This window comes from Streptomyces sp. NPDC007084 (assembly GCF_040703595.1).
GTDB lineage: Bacteria > Actinomycetota > Actinomycetes > Streptomycetales > Streptomycetaceae > Streptomyces.
Genome location: NZ_JBEYFY010000024.1, coordinates 36,018 through 58,422 on the forward strand (window position 1 = coordinate 36,018; position 22,405 = coordinate 58,422).

Sequence of the window (22,405 nt, forward strand, 5' to 3'; positions counted from 1 at the left end):
CCGCCTGAGGCGTCCGAGGGGCACCGGTTCGTCCGTTTCCCTGGCCAACCCCCGTACCCCTGTGGTGTATTCGGCCCAGCCGCCGAACCGAGACACCCGGGGGGAACCGGTATGGGTCATTGGGGCTATTTCGTGGTGGGCAGAAGCGAACGGCCGCTCGCGGACTCGGAGGCGCTGGCCGGGGTGGCGGGCCTGGTGTCCCGGACGGCGGCGCCCGGCGGCTGGCAGATCTGGGAGTGCCCGGGCACGGAGACCGGGATCGGCAGCATGAGCGCGCTCGCCCGCGAGACCGGCGCGCCCGCCCTCTTCGGATACGTGATGGACAGCGCGTGCGTCGCCGTCGAGGCGGCCGTGCCGTCCGGCGAGGCGTGGAGCACCTGTCTGGCCCGGCAGGCGATGGCCCGCCGTCTCGGCGGAGGCGACGGCGGGCTCGGCGTCGACGACTACTTCCTGGAACCGGCCGACGCGGCCGAGCGGGCGGTCGCCTGGGCCGCCGAGGCGGGGCACGAGGTGACGGCCGGGGAACTCTCCGAGGTGCTGGAGGCGGAACCGGAGGCCCCGGTGACGGAGGCCGGGGAGTTGGCTGAAAACCTGTTCTTCACGTTCCTCGACCGGCTCGGTGTGGTGCCACTGTGACACTCCCGGTCCGTTGCGCGCAGTAAGGGGAAGTGCGGGCTCCGTAAGGCGAGGGCGCCCTGTTGAGGCATTTCTAGGGAGTCGTGATGAGTCTGGTGGAACTGATCGCTCAGGCCGACGAGAGAAGTCTGGCGGCGAGCGGGCTGGCTTGTTTGGATCGGTGCGTGCCGCTGCTGGGCGCCGACGACGACGTCCTGCGGCCGCTGTGGGCGTGCCTCGCCGAGGCCGACGCCTGGGCGCAGTGGGGCACGCGTCTCGAACAGGCGCGCGCCAAGCTGGACGCGGGGACGCCCGAGCCGCCCGTCACCGAGGAGGACCACGCGGCCGTGCTCACCCGTCTGATGCTCGACACCGCTCCCGAGCGGCCCTCGGAGGCGGAACTGCGGGCCTGGGCGGACGCCTGCTCGCTGACCGCCCTGCGGGCGCACCGCCACCTCGACCATGCCGACGACACCACCTCCTGGGCGACGGTCCGCGAGGAGGGCCGCACCGAGGGGCTGTCCCCGCTGGTCGCCGCCGAACTGCGCCGCCAGTCCGCCGTCCTGGAACTCCTCGACGAACACGGCACGAGCGGACTGCGGTTCGTGCTGGACACGTCGATCGAGGCGCGGCGCGTCCTGCGGGCGGTCGTGTCCCGCCGGGCGCGGGGGCGGGCGTAGGGTCCCCGGCCGCCCCCGCGCCCGGCGGAAAGCTGCCGCCGCCGGCCGGACGGAGAGCTGCCGCCGCGGGCCCGGCGGAAAGCTGCCGCCGCGGGCCGGACGGAGAGCTGCCGCCCCGGCCCCGGGAACGGGGGTGCGTCCGGCCCTGGGAACGGGGTGCGTCCGGCCCCTGCGACGGGGTGCCCCGACTTCGGGAACGGGGTGCCCCGGCCCCGGCAACGGGGCGTCAAACCCGTGCCGGTGGGCGGTTTCTGTGACCGTCCCGGGGTGGAGGTGGCGGTCTTGGGACGGTGTCGCGAACCCCGGCCGAACCGGGTGACGAAACCGTCCGCCGCCACGCTCTACCGGATGTGAACGCTACGCAGACAACCAGGCCCGCCGCCGCGACGAAGCCCGTCCGCTGGGCGGCCGACTCGGTCGCGACCATGCGCGAGGGCGCCCGGCTGCGCCTCGACTACTCCGCCCGGAGCCTGTGGCGGGTCGACCGCGTGATCGAGGAGATCCGCCGGGAGGGCGCGCCGTACGCCGCCGTCGAGAACGTGCTGCGCGGCTTCGGCGCGTACGCCGGTGAGGTCGTCGCCCGCCGGACGGGCGCCGAGTGGTGGGAGACCGGCGGCGAACACTGGCTGCGCACCCCCGACGGCCGCCTCTGGGACCCGATCGAGGAGGCCCGCCGCGCCTACGTGGGCGACGGTTCCCTGCGCCTGCTGTGCCGGGAGGCCACCCGCGGGCTCCTGCCCTGACGTGCTGTGACGTTTCCGCCGGCAGCGGCGCTGATGACCATGAGGGTGCCGGCGCGATCGGCCGCGCCGGCGGAGCACACCCGGGCGGACTCGGCGTGAACGAGGACAGTGTTGGGCCAGCGAGGGGAACCCCGCCGCGCGCAGCCGGACGACGGAGCACTGGGCGTCGCCGTCGCCGGGGCGCAGGAGGGGGACGAGGCCGCCTTCGCCGTCGTCTACCGGATGGTGCAGCCCGGACTGCTCGGTTACCTGCGCGGGATCGTCGGGGGCGACGCCGAGGACGTGGCATCCGAGGCCTGGCTGGAGATCGCCCGGGACCTCGGGCGGTTCCGCGGAGACGGCGCGGGGTTCCGCGGCTGGACCGCGACGATCGCCCGGCACCGGGCGCTGGACCACCTGCGCCGCCTGAAGGCGCGGCCCCGGGGCACGCCCATCGAGCGGGAGGTCCTGGAACTGCCGGGCCGGCACGACACGGCCGACGCGGCACTGGAGACCCTGTCCACGGAGTACGCCCTGAAGCTGATCGCGGGCCTCCCGCGCGACCAGGCCGAGGCGGTCCTCCTCCGGACCGTCATCGGCCTCGACGCCCCGGCCGCGGCCCGAGTCCTCGGCAAACGCCCGGGAGCGATACGCACCGCATCCCACAGAGGCCTCAAACGCCTCGCCGGCCGACTGGCAGCCGAGGAGACACCGTCCCCGGGACGACGCCCCGGTACGGATGCCGGTGATGGTGCGGTTTGAGCCACCTGCGGGACAGGTGGAGCCCGTGCACGTGCCGGCCGGCGATGCCGACATGTGCCGGGCAGGGATGCCGATGGCAACGGCCGAGGCCGCCACCCCCCACAGGAGAGGCCCCGGCCGTCGCGCGGCACGGGCCGCGCGGCGGCCCGTACTCAGTACAGCGCCGCGACTGCGTTTTGTGTCACACCTCGCTCCGTCACCGGGTAGTTGCACGTTGTACGAACATGGACGGGGAGCTGTTTCAGGCCGTAACGTTCCTTTCGCGCCGGGTGCGGAGGCCGACGGAACCGTGACCACGAGGGACGGCGAGAGACCGGTCGGCGCGAGCGGGACCGGACGGGGCGCAAAGAGGGGCGCGGGGGTGCTGGGGGACGACGCGGAGCTGACCGCCGCGGTGCGTGCTGCGCAGGACGGGGACGAGACCGCGTTCCGGACTGTGTACCGCGCCGTGCACCCACGGCTGCTCGGCTACGTACGGACGCTGGTCGGAGAGCCCGACGCCGAGGACGTCACGTCCGAGGCCTGGCTCCAGATAGCCCGCGACCTGGAGCGGTTCAGCGGTGACGCCGACCGCTTCCGCGGCTGGGCCGCCCGTATCGCCCGCAACCGCGCCCTGGACCACATACGGATGCGCGGACGCCGCCCCGCCATAGGCGGCGACGAGACCGAGCTGACCGGCCGGCCCGCCGAGTCCGACACCGCCACCGAGGCCATCGAGTCGCTCGCCACCGGCACCACCCTCTCGCTCATCGCCCAGCTCCCCCAGGACCAGGCGGAAGCCGTCGTTCTCCGGGTGGTCGTCGGCCTCGACGCCAAGGCCGCCGCCGAGACGCTCGGCAAGCGCCCCGGCGCCGTCCGCACGGCGGCCCACCGTGGTCTGAAGCGGCTCGCCGAGCTGCTCGACGCGGATGCGGAATCCCCCGGCGCGCTCGACGCCGTACCCCAGCAAAGAGGTTCGCGCACCCGCGCGGTGACGTCCGCCGGTGTGACGCATACGCGTTCGCGGACGCAGAAGGACATGTGATGGCCGACGAGCAGTACACGTGGCTGGACGCCGACGCCGCGGAGCGTCTGCTGCGCGGAGAGCCGCTGGAAGCCGTCGACGAGGACATCCGCGAGCAGGTGGAGCGACTCGCCGCCGTCCTCGGCGCCTTGGCCCCCGACCCCGCCCCGAACGCCGCCGAACCCGCCCTGAACAGCGCCGAAGCCCTTCCGGACAGCGCCGAACTCCCCGGCGAGGCAGCCGCGTTGGCCGCGTTCCGCAAGGCGCGGGACAGCGGCGAGGGTGCCGCCGCCCGGCCCGGCCGCCGCGCTCCGGCTTGCTCCGCCCCTCCCGTCGCCGACGCCGGTCTCGTACGGATCGGGCGCCCGGCCGCGCCCCGGCGGCGGACCCGCTGGGCGCGTCCCACCCGGTTCGGGCTCGCCGCGATGCTCGCCGTCGGGATGGTCGGCGGGATCGCCGTCGCGGCCGGAACCGGAGCGCTGCCGACGCCGTTCACCCGTGAGCATCCGGACCCCGCCGCCTCGGTCACGGCCATCCGGACCCCCGACCGGCCGCTCGACTCCCCGGCGCCCACCGTCTCCGGCGGCATCGGTTCCGTGCTGCCCACGCCCGGCGCACCCTCGGGCCGGCCGTCCGGCAGTGCCGCCACGCCCGCCCGGCCGGACACCGGCGAGGCGTCCGGCCGCCCCGTCGGCGAAGCCACCGCCCGCGCCGGCCGGTCCCCGGTCTGGCTGGGACGGGCGCGCGCGTACTGCCGTGACGTTCTCGACGGCAGAAGCGTCGAGGACGAACGCCGCCAGGCTCTGGAACACGCGGCGGGAGGCGGCAACCGGGTCAGGCTGTACTGCGCGACCCTGCTCGGCCGCCGGGCCGGCACGGGCGCGGGGGACGGGAAGGGCGCGGGCAAGGGCGTAGGCAACGGCGGTGATAGTAAGGGCGGGGGCCACGGTTCCGGCCAGGATGACCAGGACGGTCAGGACGGTCAGGGCGGCCGGGGCGATCACGGTGATCAGGGTGACGACGACGGCCACCACGGCGGACGTGGCGGGGGCCGTCACGGCGGTCGCGGCGCGACCGCCCCCGCCCACCCCGGTCTGACCCGGTTCCTTCCCGTCCGCCCGGCGAAGTCCCCGTTCCCGTCCCCCTGGCCCACGCCGACCCCGGCCGCGACCACCACTCCCTGAGCCGCCCCCACTCCCCGGCCCGCCCGCCGGTCCCCGAGTCGCCCACCGGACGCCGGACCTGGGCGGTTCCCTGCCCCCCCCGCCTTCCGCGCGGTCGCCTTCGCTCGCGGCCCCATCGCGCCCCGGTGTAGGCCTGCGCGCGCCCGTGTACACCCGTGTACGTCCGCGTACGTCCGTGCACGCCGGGCGCACCTCTCCCAGGCGCCCGCCGGAGCAACTCTCCCGTCACACCTCTGCCATGTCCCCGCCACCCGCCCGCTACCTGCCCGTCATCCTCCCGACCGAGCGGTATGCCGCTGACCTGCAGTTTCGTTTTTCCTTGAACTTTTTTCCGGCCAGGTGTGACGTTTTCGGCCGCCGTGACGCAGTAATGGATGAGCCGACTGGTCATCGGCCGTCGCACGGAGCCGGGGTTCCCCCCGTACCCACGGCTCCGTGCACCTGGCGCGGGCGGGACACGTTCCCCCGGTCCCGCCCGCGCCCCATACGGTCCGGCTCCCGCTCCGCGCGGTGCCCCGTCACCAGTAGACGACGACCTTGTCGCCCGTCCGGACCTGCGCGAACAGGGCCGACACCTTCCGCTCGTCTCGGACGTTGACGCAGCCGTGCGAGGCGCCGTAGTAGCCGCGGGCCGCGAAGTCCGAGGAGTAGTGCACCGCCTGACCGCCGCTGAAGAACATCGCGTACGGCATCGACGTGTCGTAGAGCGTCGACACGTGGTGGCGTGACTTGAAGTAGACGGTGAACACGCCCTCGCGGGTCGGCGTGTACTGCGAGCCGAACCGCACGTCCATCTCCGAGACGGTCCGCCCGTCGATCATCCAGCGCAGGGTGCGGCTGGTCTTGCTGACGCACAGCACCCGGCCCGTCATACAGCGCGGATCGGGCTTCGCGGCCGGCTGCCCGCCGTACGGATACAGCTCCCAGTCGGCCGGGGTGTGCGTCATCCGCTTCAGCCGGTCCCAGGTGACGGTGTCCAGCCGGCCGGTGCCCGGCAGACCCCGCTTGCCCTGGAACCCCTTCACCGCCTCGACCGTCCGGTCGTCGTACGTCCCCGTCGGCGGGGTGATCAGCCAGGCGACCTGGTGGAGGCGGGCCTGCGCCACGCGGATGTCGTCACCCCGGTCGCCGCGCGACCAGAGGACCTTGGCGGGGGCGCCCTCCGGGGCGGCGGGCGTGCCGTCCTCCTTCCCGGCCCCTGCGGACGACTTCCCGGCCCCGGCCGCCGGCTTCCCGGCACCGGCACCGGCCGCCGGCTTGTCGTCGTCCTGCTTGTCGTCGTCCTGCTTCCCGGGGGCGAGCGAACCGTCGATCCGCACGGGCGCCGCGGTCTTCCCCGACCCGTCCACGGCCTGTGCCGTACAGCCGCTCACCGCGGCGAACGCCACGAGGGCGGCCAGCGCTCTCTTCATCCCTGTCGTACGCATCCGGACCCCTGTTCCACCCGTCCTGTCGTGCACATCAGGCCCCCCTCTCGCCCCGCGCCCCCTGAGATGCTCCCCGTGGGCGACCGGCCACGAACCAGGCGGCATGGGGGCAGCGAACACGAGAACCCCCCACTCCCACGGACGCACATGCGGCCGGAGCCGTTGCGACCTGGGCGAATCCTCCGTATGGGTGAGCGCGGGCGGACTTCGCACGCGCCCGGTTACGTTCGTGGAGTTCGTGGAGAGTGACCCCTGAGAAGGAGGGTGCCGTGGCTGTGCCGCAACACGAGATGACGTTGGGCGAACCCGTCGTCCTCCCTGCCCCCGCCGGCACCCTCGCCCCCGCCACCCTCGACCCCGGCACCCTCGCCCCCCCGCCACCCTCGACCTCTCCGTGGACACCCTGCTCGACAGGGAATGAGCCGCCCGGCCGCCCTTGTGACCGCCCCTGTGACCGGCCCCCTGACCACCTCCCGGGACAGGGCGGTGGAGTGTCAGAGGGGCGTGCGACACTCGCTCTCATGCTTGGTGTCATCGATCTCCCCACCTATCTCGCGGGGCTTGTGCTGATTGTCCTGTTGCCGGGGCCGAACTCGCTGTACGTGCTGTCCGTCGCCGCCCGCAAGGGCGTCCGTACCGGGTACAAGGCGGCGGCCGGCGTGTGGTGCGGGGACACCGTGCTGATGACACTGTCGGCGGCCGGAGTCGCCTCCCTGCTCCAGGCGAACGCCCTGCTGTTCGGGATCGTGAAGTACGCGGGCGCCGGCTATCTGTCCTGGCTGGCGTTCGGGATGCTGCGGGCCGCGTGGGCGATGTGGCGGGCCCGCCGGGAGCCCGTGGCGGAGAGCGCCGAGACCGAGCCGGCGGCCGAGGAGCGGCCCTTCCGGCGGGCCGTCGTGATCAGCCTCTTCAACCCGAAGGCGATCCTGTTCTTCGTCGCCTTCTTCGTGCAGTTCGTCGACCCCGGGTACGCCTACCCGGCGCTCTCCTTCGTCGTGCTCGGCGCCTTCGCCCAGGCGGCGAGCTTCCTCTACCTGACCGCGCTGATCTTCAGCGGGACCCGGCTCGCCGCCGCCTTCCGCCGCCGCAGACGCCTCTCCGCCGGGGCCACCACCGCCGCCGGAGCCCTCTTCCTCGGCTTCGCGGTCAAGCTCACCCTCGCCAGCGCCTGAGGGGCACCGGCGGCCCAGGTCGAACGCCCGGTTTCCGGGGGTCAGTTGGGTGTCAGGCCGACCGTGGCCGCGTAGGCCGGCAGGGCCTCTGCCGTGGTGCCGGCCCAGCCGACGTAGCCGTCGGGGCGGACCAGGAAGACCCCGGGGCCGTACGGGCCGTACGCGTCGATCCGGGCCGTACGGACACCCGGGAGCGCCGGTGGGCCGCCGGCCGGGGTGGTCGAGGCGGGCGGGTCCACCGGGCAGGACGCGGCTGCCGGGCCTGACACGTCTGCCGGGCAGGAGGCGGCTGCCAGGCCTGACGCGTGTCGCGAGCCGGGCGCGTCCGCCGTGCCGGTCTCGCCCACCGTCAGCAGGGTCCAGTGCGGGCCCCGGAACAGGTCGAAGAGACGGACGCCGTCGACCGTCGCGTCCGGGGCGCGGTCCCCGGCGCGCAGCGTGCCCTCCGGCGGCTCCGCGCGGGTCTCCACCGCGAGCGACGAGTCGCGGTAGCCGAGACCGAGTTGGCGGGTGGCCGCCCCGCGCCGGGTCTCGCCGCGGTGCACCCGGGTGGACAGGCCGAGCATGTCGGCGGCGACCGGCCGCCGTTCGGCCTCGTAGGTGTCGAGCAGGGCGGCCGGCGCCGCGCCGCTCAGCACCGCGCCCAGCTTCCAGCCCAGGTTGTAGGCGTCCTGCACGCTGGTGTTGAGCCCCTGGCCGCCGGCCGGTGAGTGGACGTGCGCCGCGTCCCCGGCGAGGAAGACCCGGCCCGCCCGGAAGCGGTCCGCGAGCGCCGCGCGCGGGCGGAAGTCGGAGGCCCAGCGCACCTCGGTCACGTCCCCGGGCGTGAGATGGGAGCGTTCGGCGATGGTCCGCCGGATGCCCGCCGGGGACAGGTCGACCTCCGTGCCCTCCGGGAACTGCGCCACGACCTGGAAGTCCTCCGTACCGGCCAGCGGGCAGATCGCGAGGAAGCCGCCGGTGTCCTCGCGCGGCGGGAAGATATGCCAGTTGTCGCGGTCCAGGCCGGTGATCCGGACGTCCGCGACGAGCGTGGGGTGCGGGTCGACGGTCTCGCCGGTCATGGCGATGCCGAGCGCGCGCCGTATGACGGAACGGCCTCCGTCGGCGGCGACGACGTACCGGGCGCGGACCGGCGCTCCGGAGGCGAACTCGACGGTGACACGGCCGCTTTCCGCGTCGGCCCCGTCGATCCCCTTGCCGGCGCCGATCCCGTCGACCCCGACGATCCCCTCGCCCTCGCCGGTTCCGTCGATCCCGCCGGTTCCGTCGATGCCGTCGATGCCGACGACCTCGCGGCCGAACGCGACCCGCCCGCCCAGCTCCTCCAGGCGCGCGAAGAGGATCTCCTGCGTGCGCCACTGCGGCACCATCCACGGCGTGGAGTACGGCGAGTCGTCGGTCGTGTCGGCGGGGTCGAACATCGCGTGCTCGCCGACCCGCCGGCCGTCCTGCCAGACCATCCCCACCGGGTACTCACCGCCCGCCGCGTGGATCGCGTCGAGCACGCCGAGGTCGTCGAAGACCTCCATGGTGCGCGGCTGGATTCCCTTGCCGCGCGAGCCCGGGAAGAGCGCGTCGGCCCGTTCGACGATCAGGGCGTCCACCCCGCGCCGGGCCAGGTCGATGCCGAGGGCGAGGCCGGTCGGGCCGGCGCCGACGACGAGTACGTCCACGGTCTCCACGTCCGCACCGCTGTCCACGCCTGCCTTGGTGTCCACGCCTGCCCCGCTGTCCACGTCTGCCCTGGTGTCCATGCCCACCCTCTCCTTAACGCTGTTAAGTTCCACATTTCGGAGCATGCCCTTAACGGCGTTAAACTGTCAAGCGTGGCCACTCAGAAGACCCAGCGCACCCCCAAGCTGGACAAGAAGCAGGTTGTCGAGACCGCCCTGCGGCTGCTCAACGAGACGGGCCTCGACGGCCTGAGTCTGCGGGCGATCGCCAAGGAGCTGGACGTGCAGGCGCCGGCCCTCTACTGGCACTTCAAGAACAAGCAGGAACTGCTGGACGAGATGGCCACGGAGATGTACCGCCGGATGGTCGCGGCGTCGGAGGCGGACGAGGCGGAGGAGTCGGGGGAGGCGCGGGGGTCGGAGGCGGACTCCACGCTGGCCCCGGGGCCGGGGGAGGGGCGGGAGTCCGGCTGGCGGGAGCGGCTGCTCGCGTCCAACCGCGGGCTGCGCGCCGCCCTGCTCAGCTACCGCGACGGCGCGAAGGTGTTCAGCGGCACCCGCTTCAACGGCACCGTGCACGCCGTCGAGATGGAGCGGACGCTGCGGATCTTCACCGAGGCGGGCTTCACCCTGGACCAGGCGGTCCGCGCGACCACCACCACGTACCTCTACACCCTCGGTTACGTCACCGAGGAGCAGGGCGTCCAGCCCGTCCCCGGGGAGCGCCGCGAGGGCTTCGACGTACAGGAACGCGCCCGCCGCATGGCCGACTTCCCCCTGTCGGCCGCGGCGGGCGCGGAGATCTTCGAGAACTACGAACGGCACTTCGAGGAGGGCCTGGAGCTGATCGTGGCGGGCATCGGGGCGCGCTACGGGATCGGGTGATCCGCCGGCCCGGCTGATCCGCCGGCCGCGAGGGTGGCCTCAGCGGGACGCCTCCGGCGAGGCCGCGTCCGGCGAGGCCGCCTCCGGCGAGGCCGCCTTCAGCGCGGGCGCCTTCAACGGGAGCCCTGCGGCGCGCGTGCCCTCGCTCGCCGGACCGCGCGGGCGTTGCGGACCGCGCGGGTGAGGAGCGGCGGCAGGAGGTCGACGGCGATCCGGCGGGTACGGCGGCGCCACGGAGAGGGGCGACGCGCCGCCGCCTCCCTCTCGGAGCCCGCCTTCCCGGGGTCCGCCTTCGCGGAGTCCGGCCCGCCGTGCGAAGAGTGGTCGCCCGTGTCCCCGGCGTGATGCCGGGAGAACGGGAACGGCGGCGGCCGCATGCCCTTGCTCTTGAGGCGGACGATCGTGTGACCGGCCGCCTCCTGGACGCTCAGGTGACAGTCGTCGCGCCCGCGCACCATGCCGAGCAACTCGTCCTGGAGCGGGGCGGGATCACCCCAGGTCCCGTACAGCTTCTGGGTGCTGAGGCAGACGGGGCGCAGACCGCGGTTGAGGACGGCCTCCCACGCGGCGACGGAGACGCCGGGGGTGTGCTCGGAGCGGAAGTCGTCCAGGACGACGATGCCGTCCGGGCCCAGCAGGTCGCGGGCCGCGCCGATGTCGCCGGACACGTGCTCGTAGAGGTGCGAGGCGTCTATGTGGACGAACCGGCAGGAGCCCGGTTCGACCTCGTCCGGCACGAGGGAACTGGGGCCGGCGAGGACCCGGGGCAGTTCGTCGTGGAAGGAGAGGTAGTTCTCCTCGAAGGCCTGCCGGCTGAGCGAGGCGTACGACTTGGTGGACTCGGCGCGGTTGGCTCCGTCGGGGGCGTCTCCCTCGAAGAGGTCGCAGACGGTGTAGCGCTCGCCGGGCCGGCGATGGTGTCCCAGCAGGATCGCGCTCTTGCCCATGTAGACCCCGACCTCCAGCAGATCCCCGCGCACACCGGCGGCCCGCTGTCGTTCGAGAAACCACGTGAACAGCATCTGATCAAGAACGGGAAACCAGCCGGGAACGTCCTCCAGCAGGCGGGGCGGTCGGGTGGTCCCTGGTGCGGCGGTCATGAGGAGAAGACGCTCCCTTGTACGACGAGGCGATCAGGTCCGGAAAACCATGAGAAACCGATGGTCCAATCACGAACAGTCCGACGCCTGCCCGAAGCGGGCACCGCAAACCCGTGGAGCACGTGAATACCAGGCGAATTCCCGTTGTCCGAAAAGGTGCCCCAACCCTTCTTCCCGGAAGAACCCCGCCGCCCTGGACGCGCCCCGCTTTTCGGCCAGCCCTACGGGCGCCGCGCGTCAGCGTGCGGGACCCGTCGCGAGTGCTCGTCTCAGTTTGGGGCCCAGCGGCTTTTCCACGAAGCGGTGGATCAGCCAGGACAGGAGCAGCAGGCTCAGGACCGTGAGCGCGAGGGTCGGGTACGGGTGCATGCCCAGGCCGCGGTGGAGCAGGCGGATGACGAACCAGCCCAGGTGTTCGTGGAGCAGGTAGAAGGGGTATGTCAGCGCCCCCGCCACGGTGAGCCACCGCCCCCCGACCCCGACCCCGACCCCGACCCCGACCCCAGCTCCAGCCCCAGCCCCGGCCCCGACTCCGGCCCCGGACAAGATCCCGCCCGCGCCCCGAGCCCCGCCGGCGCCCCGAGCCCCGTCTGCGCCCCGAACCCCACCCGCGCCCTCGACCCCGGCGCCGCCCCCGGTCTCACCCGCGCCGCCGCCCCCGGCGCCACCCCCGCGTGGCCGGCCCACCGCCACCGCGGCCACCGTGGCGAAGGCCAGGGTGACGACGAGGAGGATGACGTACGGGTCCCGGTGGAAGTCGCCCCGTGCGCCGGGGTGCCACAGTTCCGCTGTCACCTGGTGCTGGCCCAGCAGCCAGGAGACGCCCACGAGGCCCCACAGCAGCGGGGTGCTCCCGAAGCGGTGCACGAGGTACAGCGCTAGGCCCCCGATGAAGAAGGGGGCGTACTCGCGCATCACCAGCTCGTCGGTCAGGGGGTTGTGGGCGACCCGGGCCAGTGCGCAGGCCATCGTCCAAGCGGCGCAGAACACCACCACCCGGCGGTAGGTGACGCCCCGCCAGACCACGAACACCGCGAACAACGCGTAGAAGCGCACCTCCGCCCACAGCGTCCAGCACACCCCCAGCACCCGGGGTACGCCCATCGGCTGTTGCAGCAGGGTCAGGTTGACGAGGAACGCGTCGAGCCCGAGCGGGCGCTGCACGACCGGCAGCACACAGGCGGCGGCGGTGACCAGGACCAGCGCGGTCCAGTAGGCGGGGCCCAGGCGGGCGACCCGGGAGCGGCAGAAGTCACCCAGCGGCCGGCCCCAACTGCTCATGCAGATCACGAAGCCGCTGATCACGAAGAAGAACTGCACCCCGAGACAGCCGTAGACCGCCACCCGCGACAGGCTCGGAAAGAGCAGGGCGGGCGACCGGTGCCAGGAGTCGGCCACCGGTCCGCCCCGGCCGGCGTAGTGGTAGAGGCAGACCATCAGGGCCGCCAGCAGACGCAGACCGTCCAGCGAGCGGAGCCGGTCCGCCCGGCGGCCGTGAGGAGCGGGGGCGGCAACGGGAGAGCGAGGGATCGGCGCGGGGGCCTGACCTGTCGGTGTCATCGTTTGGTCGGACGCGGGCATCGCGGGACCTTCTGGGCGGGGACAGGTGGAACACAGGGCGCCGCGGCGGGGCGCGCCGTGCCGGTGACGCGCACGGGGGGACGTCCGGTCCCGCTTCCGTGCGGCACCGATCCTCCCGGACGGGCGGACGGGGCACGGTGTTGACACGCGGCGAGCGGGGAAACGCGAAGCCCCCGTCCGGCACCAGAACGGGGGCTTCGGAACAGGAGCCCTGAGAACCAGAGGTCCGGAACGGGGGCTTCGCGAGGTGGCGTCAGGCCGCGGTCACCGCTTGGCGCCCCGCCGCAGCGCCCGCGCCGTCCGCGCCACCCGCCGCACGGTCGCGTTGCGCGGGATGAAGGCGAGCTGGACGGGGACCGCGCCGGGCAGGGCGAGCGAGGTGAGGCGCCGGCGCTTGAAGTAGCGCCAGGTGTGCTGCTTCAGATGCGTGGCAAGGTACCTCTCGGCCTCGCTCCTCAGCCGAGGGTAGATCTTCGGCTGCATCGCGAACCCGACGGCCCTCAGCAGCGCGGCCAGGTCCGCCACGTCTATCCCGGGCCGCCGCGCCTTCACCGCCGCCCCGTCCGACAGTTCCGGCAGCAGCGCGTCGACGATCGTGACGGGGACGCGGTTGCTGTTTTCGTACGGGGTGAGGCGGTCCAGGAGGGAGGCCGTGCCGACGCGGGCGACCGGCAGGTCGTACAGCGCGGACGCCGTCAGCAGCGCCGTCGAGAAGCAGCCGACGACCAGCGCGGGCCGCATCCGCTGGTAGAGCACCTCGGCGAGGACCGGCGTGTCCACCACCGTCAGATCCGCGCCGAGCTTCTCCGCCTCCCGCTCCAGCAGCCGCGACCAGCGGGCCGGCGCGGTCGGGTGCGGCTTGAACACCACGCGGGTGTGCCCGAGTTCGACCGCCCCCTTCAGCATCCGTACGTGGAGGTCCTCCTCCTCCTCGGCGGTGAGGATGCCGAGCGCGGAGAGGTACTGGCCGAGCAGCAGCGCCGGTTCGTCGATCGCGGGCAGTTCGTCCCCGGTGTCGACGAGCTGCGCGAGCACCTTCACGAACGCGTCCGTGGGCACGATCTCCGGCTCGACGCCGAACTCGGTGAGCAGCAGCGGAGTGAGCCCGGGGACCAGGTCCAGGTGGAGCAGCCGGGTCACCCGGGTGCCGACCAGCGGGTCGATCTTGTTGCGGGTGGGGCCGTAGCTCATCAGGCCGTCGGCGTAGACGGTGACGGGCGCGCCCAGGAAGATCTGGGCGACCCCGAGCGCCGGGTTGACCTGGATGGACTCCACGGCCAGCTCGACGTCGTCGTCCCCGAGGTTCCAGGCGAGCCGCAGATGCCGCTCCCACAGCGGTACGTCGTCCGGGCGCGGGGCCCAGCCGCCGGGGTGGAACGGGGAGATGGTCTCGTTCCAGGAGATGACCTCGTCGAACCGGCCGCGCACCTGCTCGAAGCCGGGCATCTCGTCCACGCCGGGCGTGGTCTCGGGCGTCGCCGCGTTGTTGGAGACGAGAAGGATGCGCCGGTCGGCGGGGCCGAAGCCGTCGGAGTCGAGGGCCGCGGCGAGCGTGGCCGCGCCGTACAGCGTGGACGCCATGAAGATCTGGGTGGTCACGCGGCCACCCCCGCGGCGGGCGCGGGCCGCCTGCGCAGTCGGCGCAGCCGCGTGGCGCGCTGCACGTCCATGGAGTCGAGGGCCTCGTCCAGTACGTCCTGCGGCATGCGCCGCAGCGCGACGGCGCTCATGGACTTGAGTTTCCGTGCCACCGCCGGCTCGAACCTTTCGATGGATCCCAGGTGATGGGAAATGATCGCGCAATAGGTGCGCACTGCTTTGGGCAGGAGTTTGTCGGCGTCGCGGTCCTGGGCGGTTTCGGCCACCACCTGGTCGAACGCCCGAATGAAATCGAGCTGACGGACATCACCGATCTGGGTGAGCGAGGAGGCGACACCCCGCCGGTAGAACACGCCCAGCAGCCCCACCGTGGCGAAGGATTCCGCCTCTCGGTGCAGCTTCCAGATCCAGGGCCGGTCCTCGGCCGTGCGCAGCCCGTCGGTGAAATGGAGCAGCCCGCGGTCGACGAGCCGGCGGTGGTAGACGCCCGCCCAGGCGAAGGCGTAGTCGACGGAGGTGGACCGGTCGGCGGGCAGGATGGCGTCGCGCGGGTTCAGCACGACCCCGCGGCGGCCGTGCGGGACACGGTGGACCGTACGGGCGCGCGCCGTGCACTGGACATGGTCCGTGCGCACGAAGTCGCAGCCCAAGTCCTCGATGGAGGACACGAGTTGCTCGTAGTAACCGGGGGCGAGCCAGTCGTCCCCGTCGAGGAACGTGAGGTACTCGCCGCGCGCTCTGTCGATCCCGGTGTTGCGCGCGGTGGCCAGTCCTCCGTTCTTCTCGTGTCTGACATACACCGCGCCCGGGAGCTCGCGCTCCGCGCGCGCGAGAATGTCCGGTGTCTCGTCGCGCGAACAGTCGTCGACGAGAATGAATTCGAAGTCCTGACGCGCGTTCGCGCGCAGGCTCTTCAGAGTGTCTGGCGCGTATTGCTGCACGTTGTAGAACGGCACGATGACGGAGAGCTTGACCACCCCTGTGACGTTAGGGGGCGGCCCGGCATTCGTCTTGGCCGTTGGTGGGATACGAGGTGAACGACGCGTGGCGGAACCGTGAACCGCGTCGTTTTCCGGCCCCTCCCCGGGCTGATTCGCCATTCGTCGGTGTGCTGTTAACCGTTTGTTGCATTCGGGTTGGGCCGCTCCTCGAAATGGCTTCCTAGCGTCTTGGACGTGCCAGCAAGTACCACGAAGTCTCTGCGGGTGGCCGTCCTCGCGGATTCCGACACCCGGTGGAAATGGGGTTCGCTCACCGCGAGCCGCGTCCGCCCGGCCGGTTCGGACATCCGCCTCGACGGGTTCCTCCTGCGCGGCCGTGCCACCCCGACCGCCCGCCAGCTCGAAGAGGTCGGCGTCCGCGCGGATTCCCTCCGCGAGGTCACCGCCGTCGAGTTCCTGCGCGAGCTGGGCCGGGAGGACAGCCCCTACGACGTGGTCGTCCTCGCCCTGGTCGGCGGCGCCGTCCAGGCGGTGCTGCACGGACTGGCCCGCGCCTGGGACGGCCGGCCCAGGCGCCCCGTGGTCGTCACCGGCTACGTCGGCGTCGTCTACGAGAAGCTCGCCGACGGACTCCTGCTGCGGCACGGCGCGGACCTGGTCCTCGCCAACTCCCGCCAGGACGCGGACCGTTTCCGCGAGGTCTACGAGGGGGTCGGCGCCGACGCCGGGTCGGTGACCGAGGTCGCGCTGCCCTTCCTCGGCGGGGCGGCCTACCAGGAGAACGACCCGTACACGGTCGTCTTCGCCGCCCAGCCCTCCGTACCGGAGAACCGCAAGGACCGTACGTACCTGCTCGACCGGCTGATCCGGCACGCGCGGCTGCACCCGGACCGCGAGGTCCTGCTCAAGCTGCGCTCCAAGCCGGGCGAACACACCACGCACATCGAGGAACTGCCCTACCAGAAGCTGGTGCAGAAGGCGGACCCGCCGGCCAACTTCCGGCTGGTGTACGGGCACATGGGCGAGGTTCTCGACCGCACCGACCTGCTCGTCACCATCAGCTCGACGGCCGCCCTGGAGTCCCTGCACCGCCGTATCCCCACCGTCGTGCTCACCGACCTCGGGGTGCGCGAGGCGCTCGGCAACCACCACTTCGTGGGCTCCGGCTGCCTCGCCTCCTGGGACCGGCTCGACGAGGGGTACCGGCCGGTGCCCGACCCCGCCTGGGTCGCCCGGCAGGGCGTCGCGGCCGAGGGCGGCGCCTACGAGAAGGCCTTCGACGCCGCCCGGACGCGCATCACCGAGCTGCTGGAGGCGGACAAGCTGCCGCCTCTGGCCCCCTACTACACGCCCCGCACCGCGCCCGGCTATCTGCCCGGCATCCTCGCCCGCCATCACCTCGGCCCGGACGGCAGCCCGCTGCCCGGCGCCCCCGCGGCGGACCGGGAGCCCAGCCCCGTACGGCAGATCGTGCGCCGGGCCGCCCGCGGCGCCTACCGGCACGGCGTCCAGCGCGTCGCCCCGGTGATCCGGCGGATGGGCGACCTGTGACCGCCCCGGAACCCGGCGGCGCCCGGCACACCGCCCCTCACGCCCCTCTCGCCTCCCGTCAAGGAGAACAGCGCATGACCAACTCGGAAGCGGGCCACGCCGCGCCGGTGCGCCGCGTGCTCGCGGTGATCCCCGCGCGCGGCGGCTCCAAGGGCGTCCCCGCGAAGAACCTCCTCCCGGTCGGCGGCGTCCCGTTGGTGGCCCGCGCGGTGCGCGAGTGCCGCTCCGCGCGCCTCGTGACCGACGTCGTGGTCTCCACCGACGACCAGGCCATCGCCGCCGCCGCCCGCCAGGCCGGCGCCGAGGTCGTGCTGCGGCCCGCCGCCATCGCCGGCGACACCGCCACCTCCGAGGCCGCCGTCCTGCACGCCATGGACGCCCACGAGGCGCTGCACGGCTCCCCGGTCGACGTGGTGCTGCTCGTCCAGTGCACCAGCCCGTTCATCATCCGCGAGGACGTGGACGGCGTCGTGAACGCGATCCTCGCCGACGGCGCCGACACCGCCCTGACCGTGGCCCCCTTCCACGGCTTCGTCTGGCGCGACGCCGACGACGAGCCCGCCGCCCCGGTGGCCGCCGACGGCGCCCGCGAGACCGTCGAGGGCGCCCGCGAGGCCGTCGAGGGCGGCACCGCCACCCTCGTCGCCGGCCCCGCCGTCAGCGGCGGCTACGGCGTCAACCACGACAAGTCCTTCCGGCCGCGCCGCCAGGACCGCCCCCAGGACCTCCTGGAGACCGGTGCCGTCTACGCCATGGAGGCCACCGGCTTCCGCGTGGCCAGGCACCGCTTCTTCGGCCGCACCGAACTCGTGCGCACCGACCCGGCCCGCGTGCTGGAGATCGACGACCCGCACGACCTCGCCCGCGCCCGCGCCCTCGCGCCGCTCTTCGACGCGAACCGGCCGGGCTCGCTGCCGACCGCCGACGACATCGACGCGGTCGTCCTCGACTTCGACGGCACCCAGACCGACGACCGGGTGCTGATCGACTCCGACGGACGGGAGTTCGTCTCCGTGCACCGCGGGGACGGCCTCGGTATCGCCGCCCTCCGCAGAAGCGGACTGACGATGCTGATCCTGTCCACGGAACAGAACCCGGTCGTCGCCGCCCGGGCCCGGAAACTCAAGATCCCGGTCCTGCACGGCATCGACCGGAAAGACCTCGCGCTGAAGCAGTGGTGCGAGGAGCAGGGCATCGCGCCGGAGCGCGTGCTCTACGTCGGCAACGACGTCAACGACCTCCCCTGCTTCGCCCTGGTGGGCTGGCCGGTGGCGGTCGCGAGCGCCCACGACGTCGTGCGCGGCGCCGCACGCGCGGTCACCACCGTCCCCGGCGGCGACGGCGCGATCCGAGAGATCGCCAGCTGGATCCTCGGCCCTTCTCTCGACTCCCTCGACAAGTAAGGAACGTCTCACCATGAGCAACTCCCGTCTGCGCACCTTCGGTTCGAAGACCGCCGGCCCGGGCCACCCCGTCTACGTCGTGGGCGAGATCGGCATCAACCACAACGGTGAGCTGGAGAACGCCTTCAAGCTCATCGACGCGGCCGCCGAAGCCGGCTGCGACGCCGTCAAGTTCCAGAAGCGCACCCCGGAGATCTGCACCCCGCGCGACCAGTGGGACATCGAGCGCGACACCCCCTGGGGCCGCATGACCTACATCGACTACCGCCACCGCGTGGAGTTCGGCGAGGACGAGTACCGCCAGATCGACGAGTACGCCAAGAGCAAGAACATCGACTGGTTCGCCTCCCCGTGGGACACCGAGGCCGTCGCCTTCCTGGAGAAGTTCGACGTCCCGGCCCACAAGGTCGCCTCCGCCTCACTCACCGACGACGAGCTGCTGCGCGCCCTGCGCGCCACCGGCCGCACGATCATCCTCTCCACCGGCATGTCGACGCCGAAGCAGATCCGGCACGCCGTCGAGGTCCTCGGCAGCGACAACATCCTGATGTGCCACGCCACCTCGACCTACCCGGCGCAGGCCGAGGAGCTGAACCTCCGCGTCATCAACACCCTCCAGGCCGAGTACCCGAACGTCCCGATCGGCTACTCCGGTCACGAGACGGGCCTGCAGACCACGCTCGCCGCGGTCGCCCTCGGCGCCACCTTCGTCGAGCGCCACATCACCCTCGACCGCGCGATGTGGGGCTCCGACCAGGCCGCCTCCGTCGAGCCGCAGGGCCTCACCCGCCTCGTCCGCGACATCCGCACCATCGAGGCCTCCCTTGGCGACGGCGTCAAGAAGGTCTACGAGTCGGAGCTCGGCCCGATGAAGAAGCTGCGCCGGGTCCCGGGCGTCGTCGCCGAGGCCGAGATCGCCGCCGCCGCGGGCGAGCCCGTCTCGGTCTGAACGCCCTGAACTCCTTACGACGGGACGGTCGTACGACGATGAGCCCCCGCACCGGCTCCACCGGCTCCCACACTCTCGCCTTCGTCGAGAGCCCGGTACAGCTCCTCAACGTGCTGGAGTGGGCGCACACCCAGGCCCACGACGCCGCGGCACCCGGCGCGGGGTTCACCCTCGTCGTCCTCTCGCCCAACGACCCGATGACGCGCGGCCAGCTCCGCCGGATGGCCGAGCTGGCCCGCGACGAGGGTCACACGGTCCGCTGGGAGGAGGCGCGCGGCGGCACCACGGCCCCCTTCCACACCATCGGGGGACTGGCGCCGATGCTGCGCCGCGCCCGGCGGATCGTCATGGGGGACCCGTTCTCCCGGTACGTACAGCTCCTGCTGACCATCACCCGGGCCCAGGACCTGGTCGTGGTCGACGACGGCACGGCGACCATGGAGTTCGTCGCCCAACTCGCGGGCGGGGAACGCCTGGTGCGCTGGCACCGGCGCGGCGGCCGGCCCGGACCCCGGGACGTGCTCTTCGCGCCCGTGTCCGGAGCGGCCCGCCGCAAGCTCACCCCGAACGGCCGCCGCCGCGTCGAGGTCTTCTCCTCGATGCCGATCGACTCGGCGCCGGACGGCGTCCGGATCACCGCCAACGACTTCTCCTGGACCCGCTCCCGGTTCGGCCCGCCGCGCCTCACCAAGGGCGCGGACCTGGTCGGCACCTCGCTCGTCGAGACGGGCGTGGTCGACCCGGACCGCTACCTGGAGGCGGTCCGCGGCCTCGCCACGGCGCACGGCGCCACCCGCTACTTCGCGCACCGCCGCGAGAGCACCGACAAACTGCACCGGCTGGCGGCCGAGACGGGGCTGGAGATCGTCCGCCCCGACCTGCCGCTGGAACTGATCGCCCGCCGCGGCCCCATAGGGCGGACGATCCTCAGCTTCCCGTCGACGGTCGTGCACACCCTGCCGCTGGCCCTGATCGGCACCGACGTGCGGGTCGCGGTCTGCGACATCGACCCGAGCTGGCTCACGGAGAACGCCTCGCCCCGCGCGCAGGGCTTCCTCTCGGGTGTCACGGGAACGGCCCGCGACGTCCACCGCCTCTCCGCCGTCTCCATCGCCTAGCCCGTCCTGGCCCGTCCTGGCCCGCCCGAGCTGCCCGCCCCGGCCGCGCGACCGCCGGACCGGCCCCGGCACCGCACGCCCGAGAGCCCGTCGCCACCGCGCCGGGCTCTCGGGCGTTCCCGAGCCCCGCGCCCCCAGGGGCCGCCCTCCCAGAGGCCCGCGCCCCGATGACCCCGCGCCGCCAGAGGACCGCGCCCCGATGACCCCGCCCCGCACGCCACCACGTCACACAGCGTGACGGCGTGGCCGCACCCAGGTCCCCTGCGGCACGGCGCCCCGCCCCCGCCGCCGGAAAACGCCCGCGCCCGTATGAGACCGTAAAGACACGTACGGGAATGGGCCCGGGTCGGCCGGGCGTTCCCCACAGGTGTCGGCGGGAGACCCCCGGCCGACCCGGATCACCGCCGGTCACCAGCGCCGTCCAAGATCCAATCGCCCGGAAAGCCGGGCGAGTTTACCCATCCCCGATGACAGCTATGCGCCGGGCGGTCAGATTTTCTTCCCCTAACGGGCTGAACTTTTGTTGATCGTGGGTCAGTTGACCGCCGGGTCGCCTTACCCTTCAAAGGGTGAACCAACTGATGTCCCGAGAGTCCGAGGCCGATCTCCCCGGGGACCCGTTGCTCCCCGGCGCGCTGCCCGAGGCACTGCGTGCCGAACTCGTGGCGTTCCGCCGCGACTTGCACATGCACCCCGAGCTGGGCAACCAGGAGTTCCGCACCACCGCGGCGATCAAGGCGCGCCTGGAGCAGGCGGGCCTCGCGCCGCGCGTCCTCGCCATCGGCACCGGCCTCGTCTGTGACATCGGAGACCCGGGCGACGTACGGCCCCGGCTGGCCCTGCGCGCCGACATCGACGCCCTGCCCATCCCGGACACGAAGAGTGACTGCGCGTACCGCTCCACGGTTCCCGACCGCGCGCACGCCTGCGGTCACGACGTCCACACCACGGTCGTGCTCGGCGCCGGTCTCGTCCTCGCCGACCTGCACGCCCAGGCGCTGCTGCCCCGCCCGGTGCGGCTGATCTTCCAGCCCGCCGAGGAGGTGCTGCCCGGCGGCGCCCCCGACGCGATCGACTCCGGGGTCCTCGAAGGCGTCGGCCGGATCGTCGGCGTGCACTGCGACCCCAAGGTCGACGCCGGGCGCATCGGACTGCGGCACGGCGCGATCACCTCGGCGTGCGACCGGCTCGAAGTGTCCCTGGACGGCGCGGGCGGCCACACCGCGCGCCCCCACCTGACCACGGACCTCGTCACCGCCGCCGCGCGGGTCGTCACCGACGTGCCGGCCCTCGTCGGCAAGCGCGTGGACGCCCGCAGCGGGCTCGCGGTGACCTGGGGACGCATCGAGTCGGGCCACGCCTGCAACGTGATCCCGCAGCACGCCGAGCTGTCCGGAACCGTGCGCTGCCTGGACCTCGACGCCTGGCGGGCCGCCCCCGACCTGGTCCACGCGGCCATCGACGAGATCGCCAACCTCTACCGCGCCAAGTCCGAGATCAACTACATCCGGGGCGTCCCGCCGGTGGTGAACGACCCGGCCGTCACCGACCTGCTCCGCGACGCGATGACCGCCCGGCGTGGCGCGTACTCCATCGAGGACACCGAGCAGAGCCTCGGCGGCGAGGACTTCTCCTGGTACCTGGAGCACGTGCCGGGCGCGATGGCCCGCCTCGGCGTCCGCACCCCGGGCGAGCGCACCACCCGTGACCTGCACCGCGGCGACTTCGACGCGGACGAGCACGCCATCACGGTCGGCGTCGAGATGTTCACCGCGGCGGCCCTCCTGGACCAACCGGCCTGAGCCGGCCCCGGCGCCCCGGCCGACGGGCGCGTCCGCTCACTCCGGTCGCGCCCGCCGACCCCCCGTCGTAGCGTGGTGTCCCGCCACGCGACAGCGTGACGGCCGGTCGTCTGCGCATCGTCGGAGCGCGGGCGGCGCGTCCCCGAACGCACCTTTCGGCCCGGTGGTTCACAAGGACGTAACCGGCCACCGGCACGAATGGATAACGGCCACGCGGAACCCCGTTCCCTGGATG

The 22,405-nt window shown here is 73.1% G+C and carries 19 protein-coding genes; 13 read left to right on the forward strand and 6 right to left on the reverse strand.

Annotation, left to right across the window (positions count from 1 at the left end; translation table 11 throughout):
- The first annotated feature begins 111 nt into the window (after positions 1 to 111).
- From AB0912_RS20610 to AB0912_RS20635, 6 genes are all read left to right on the forward strand, one after another.
- A complete protein-coding gene (locus AB0912_RS20610) occupies positions 112 to 636 on the forward strand; it encodes a hypothetical protein (protein WP_366701692.1) in 525 nt (174 codons plus the stop codon).
- 86 nt (positions 637 to 722) lie between these two features.
- The gene (locus AB0912_RS20615) at positions 723 to 1,295 is read left to right on the forward strand and encodes a hypothetical protein (RefSeq protein WP_366701694.1); all 573 of its coding nucleotides are present in this window, start codon (positions 723 to 725) and stop codon (positions 1,293 to 1,295) included.
- A 350-nt stretch (positions 1,296 to 1,645) separates the two neighbouring features.
- Positions 1,646 to 2,038, forward strand: a complete 393-nt coding sequence (locus AB0912_RS20620; protein WP_366701696.1) for a hypothetical protein — start codon at positions 1,646 to 1,648, stop codon at positions 2,036 to 2,038.
- A 111-nt stretch (positions 2,039 to 2,149) separates the two neighbouring features.
- Positions 2,150 to 2,779, forward strand: coding sequence for an RNA polymerase sigma factor (locus tag AB0912_RS20625; RefSeq protein ID WP_366701698.1), 630 nt, complete (start codon positions 2,150 to 2,152; stop codon positions 2,777 to 2,779).
- Between the two features lie 361 nt (positions 2,780 to 3,140).
- Positions 3,141 to 3,803 (forward strand): RNA polymerase sigma factor, encoded by a 663-nt coding sequence (locus AB0912_RS20630; protein ID WP_366701700.1) that lies wholly within the window; start codon positions 3,141 to 3,143, stop codon positions 3,801 to 3,803.
- On the forward strand, positions 3,803 to 4,966 hold the full coding sequence (locus AB0912_RS20635; RefSeq protein ID WP_366701702.1) for a hypothetical protein: 1,164 nt from the start codon (positions 3,803 to 3,805) through the stop codon (positions 4,964 to 4,966). The genes AB0912_RS20630 and AB0912_RS20635 overlap by 1 nt, the downstream gene beginning before the upstream one ends.
- A gap of 518 nt (positions 4,967 to 5,484) precedes the next feature.
- On the opposite strand, the gene AB0912_RS20640 is transcribed toward AB0912_RS20635, so the two are convergent.
- Positions 5,485 to 6,393 (reverse strand): L,D-transpeptidase family protein, encoded by a 909-nt coding sequence (locus AB0912_RS20640; protein ID WP_366701704.1) that lies wholly within the window; start codon positions 6,391 to 6,393, stop codon positions 5,485 to 5,487.
- 521 nt (positions 6,394 to 6,914) lie between these two features.
- Between AB0912_RS20640 and leuE the strand changes: the two genes are divergently transcribed.
- Positions 6,915 to 7,565: a leucine efflux protein LeuE gene (gene leuE, locus AB0912_RS20645; protein ID WP_366701706.1), complete on the forward strand. Its 651-nt coding sequence runs from the start codon at positions 6,915 to 6,917 to the stop codon at positions 7,563 to 7,565.
- 41 nt (positions 7,566 to 7,606) lie between these two features.
- On the opposite strand, the gene AB0912_RS20650 is transcribed toward leuE, so the two are convergent.
- Complete coding sequence (locus AB0912_RS20650) at positions 7,607 to 9,322, reverse strand: FAD-dependent oxidoreductase (protein WP_366701708.1); 1,716 nt, start codon at positions 9,320 to 9,322, stop codon at positions 7,607 to 7,609.
- Between the two features lie 72 nt (positions 9,323 to 9,394).
- Between AB0912_RS20650 and AB0912_RS20655 the strand changes: the two genes are divergently transcribed.
- Positions 9,395 to 10,126: a TetR/AcrR family transcriptional regulator gene (locus AB0912_RS20655; RefSeq protein WP_366701710.1), complete on the forward strand. Its 732-nt coding sequence runs from the start codon at positions 9,395 to 9,397 to the stop codon at positions 10,124 to 10,126.
- Positions 10,127 to 10,239: 113 nt separating this feature from the next.
- Here the strand turns inward: AB0912_RS20655 and AB0912_RS20660 are convergent, their stop codons facing one another.
- The 4 genes from AB0912_RS20660 to AB0912_RS20675 form a co-directional block, all read right to left on the reverse strand.
- Complete coding sequence (locus AB0912_RS20660; RefSeq protein WP_366701712.1) at positions 10,240 to 11,226, reverse strand: class I SAM-dependent methyltransferase; 987 nt, start codon at positions 11,224 to 11,226, stop codon at positions 10,240 to 10,242.
- A gap of 237 nt (positions 11,227 to 11,463) precedes the next feature.
- The gene (locus AB0912_RS20665; RefSeq protein WP_366701714.1) at positions 11,464 to 12,786 is read right to left on the reverse strand and encodes an acyltransferase; all 1,323 of its coding nucleotides are present in this window, start codon (positions 12,784 to 12,786) and stop codon (positions 11,464 to 11,466) included.
- Between the two features lie 285 nt (positions 12,787 to 13,071).
- Complete coding sequence (locus AB0912_RS20670; protein ID WP_366701716.1) at positions 13,072 to 14,406, reverse strand: alpha-2,8-polysialyltransferase family protein; 1,335 nt, start codon at positions 14,404 to 14,406, stop codon at positions 13,072 to 13,074.
- Complete coding sequence (locus AB0912_RS20675; protein WP_366701718.1) at positions 14,403 to 15,383, reverse strand: glycosyltransferase family 2 protein; 981 nt, start codon at positions 15,381 to 15,383, stop codon at positions 14,403 to 14,405. The genes AB0912_RS20670 and AB0912_RS20675 overlap by 4 nt, the downstream gene beginning before the upstream one ends.
- Before the next feature lie 198 nt (positions 15,384 to 15,581).
- Here AB0912_RS20675 and AB0912_RS20680 point away from each other — a divergent pair, with 198 nt between their 5' ends.
- From AB0912_RS20680 to AB0912_RS20700, 5 genes are all read left to right on the forward strand, one after another.
- Complete coding sequence (locus AB0912_RS20680; RefSeq protein WP_366701720.1) at positions 15,582 to 16,898, forward strand: DUF6716 putative glycosyltransferase; 1,317 nt, start codon at positions 15,582 to 15,584, stop codon at positions 16,896 to 16,898.
- Positions 16,899 to 16,972: 74 nt separating this feature from the next.
- A complete protein-coding gene (locus AB0912_RS20685; RefSeq protein WP_366701722.1) occupies positions 16,973 to 18,301 on the forward strand; it encodes an N-acylneuraminate cytidylyltransferase in 1,329 nt (442 codons plus the stop codon).
- A gap of 13 nt (positions 18,302 to 18,314) precedes the next feature.
- Positions 18,315 to 19,250: an N-acetylneuraminate synthase family protein gene (locus AB0912_RS20690; protein WP_366701724.1), complete on the forward strand. Its 936-nt coding sequence runs from the start codon at positions 18,315 to 18,317 to the stop codon at positions 19,248 to 19,250.
- A gap of 38 nt (positions 19,251 to 19,288) precedes the next feature.
- On the forward strand, positions 19,289 to 20,368 hold the full coding sequence (locus AB0912_RS20695; protein ID WP_366701726.1) for a hypothetical protein: 1,080 nt from the start codon (positions 19,289 to 19,291) through the stop codon (positions 20,366 to 20,368).
- A 581-nt stretch (positions 20,369 to 20,949) separates the two neighbouring features.
- Complete coding sequence (locus AB0912_RS20700; protein WP_366701820.1) at positions 20,950 to 22,170, forward strand: M20 family metallopeptidase; 1,221 nt, start codon at positions 20,950 to 20,952, stop codon at positions 22,168 to 22,170.
- Positions 22,171 to 22,405: the final 235 nt, after the last annotated feature.

Excerpts from the sequence above, each read along its gene's own strand:
- AB0912_RS20665 (WP_366701714.1), bottom strand. The coding sequence starts at position 12,786 with ATGACACCGACAGGTCAGGCCCCCGCGCCGATCCCTCGCTCTCCCGTT.
- AB0912_RS20660 (WP_366701712.1), bottom strand. The coding sequence starts at position 11,226 with ATGACCGCCGCACCAGGGACCACCCGACCGCCCCGCCTGCTGGAGGAC.
- AB0912_RS20610 (WP_366701692.1), top strand. The coding sequence starts at position 112 with ATGGGTCATTGGGGCTATTTCGTGGTGGGCAGAAGCGAACGGCCGCTC.
- AB0912_RS20640 (WP_366701704.1), bottom strand. The coding sequence starts at position 6,393 with ATGCGTACGACAGGGATGAAGAGAGCGCTGGCCGCCCTCGTGGCGTTC.
- AB0912_RS20690 (WP_366701724.1), top strand. The coding sequence starts at position 18,315 with ATGAGCAACTCCCGTCTGCGCACCTTCGGTTCGAAGACCGCCGGCCCG.
- AB0912_RS20685 (WP_366701722.1), top strand. The coding sequence starts at position 16,973 with ATGACCAACTCGGAAGCGGGCCACGCCGCGCCGGTGCGCCGCGTGCTC.
- AB0912_RS20695 (WP_366701726.1), top strand. The coding sequence starts at position 19,289 with ATGAGCCCCCGCACCGGCTCCACCGGCTCCCACACTCTCGCCTTCGTC.
- leuE (WP_366701706.1), top strand. The coding sequence starts at position 6,915 with ATGCTTGGTGTCATCGATCTCCCCACCTATCTCGCGGGGCTTGTGCTG.
- AB0912_RS20615 (WP_366701694.1), top strand. The coding sequence starts at position 723 with ATGAGTCTGGTGGAACTGATCGCTCAGGCCGACGAGAGAAGTCTGGCG.
- AB0912_RS20700 (WP_366701820.1), top strand. The coding sequence starts at position 20,950 with ATGTCCCGAGAGTCCGAGGCCGATCTCCCCGGGGACCCGTTGCTCCCC.
- AB0912_RS20635 (WP_366701702.1), top strand. The coding sequence starts at position 3,803 with ATGGCCGACGAGCAGTACACGTGGCTGGACGCCGACGCCGCGGAGCGT.
- AB0912_RS20650 (WP_366701708.1), bottom strand. The coding sequence starts at position 9,322 with ATGGACACCAGGGCAGACGTGGACAGCGGGGCAGGCGTGGACACCAAG.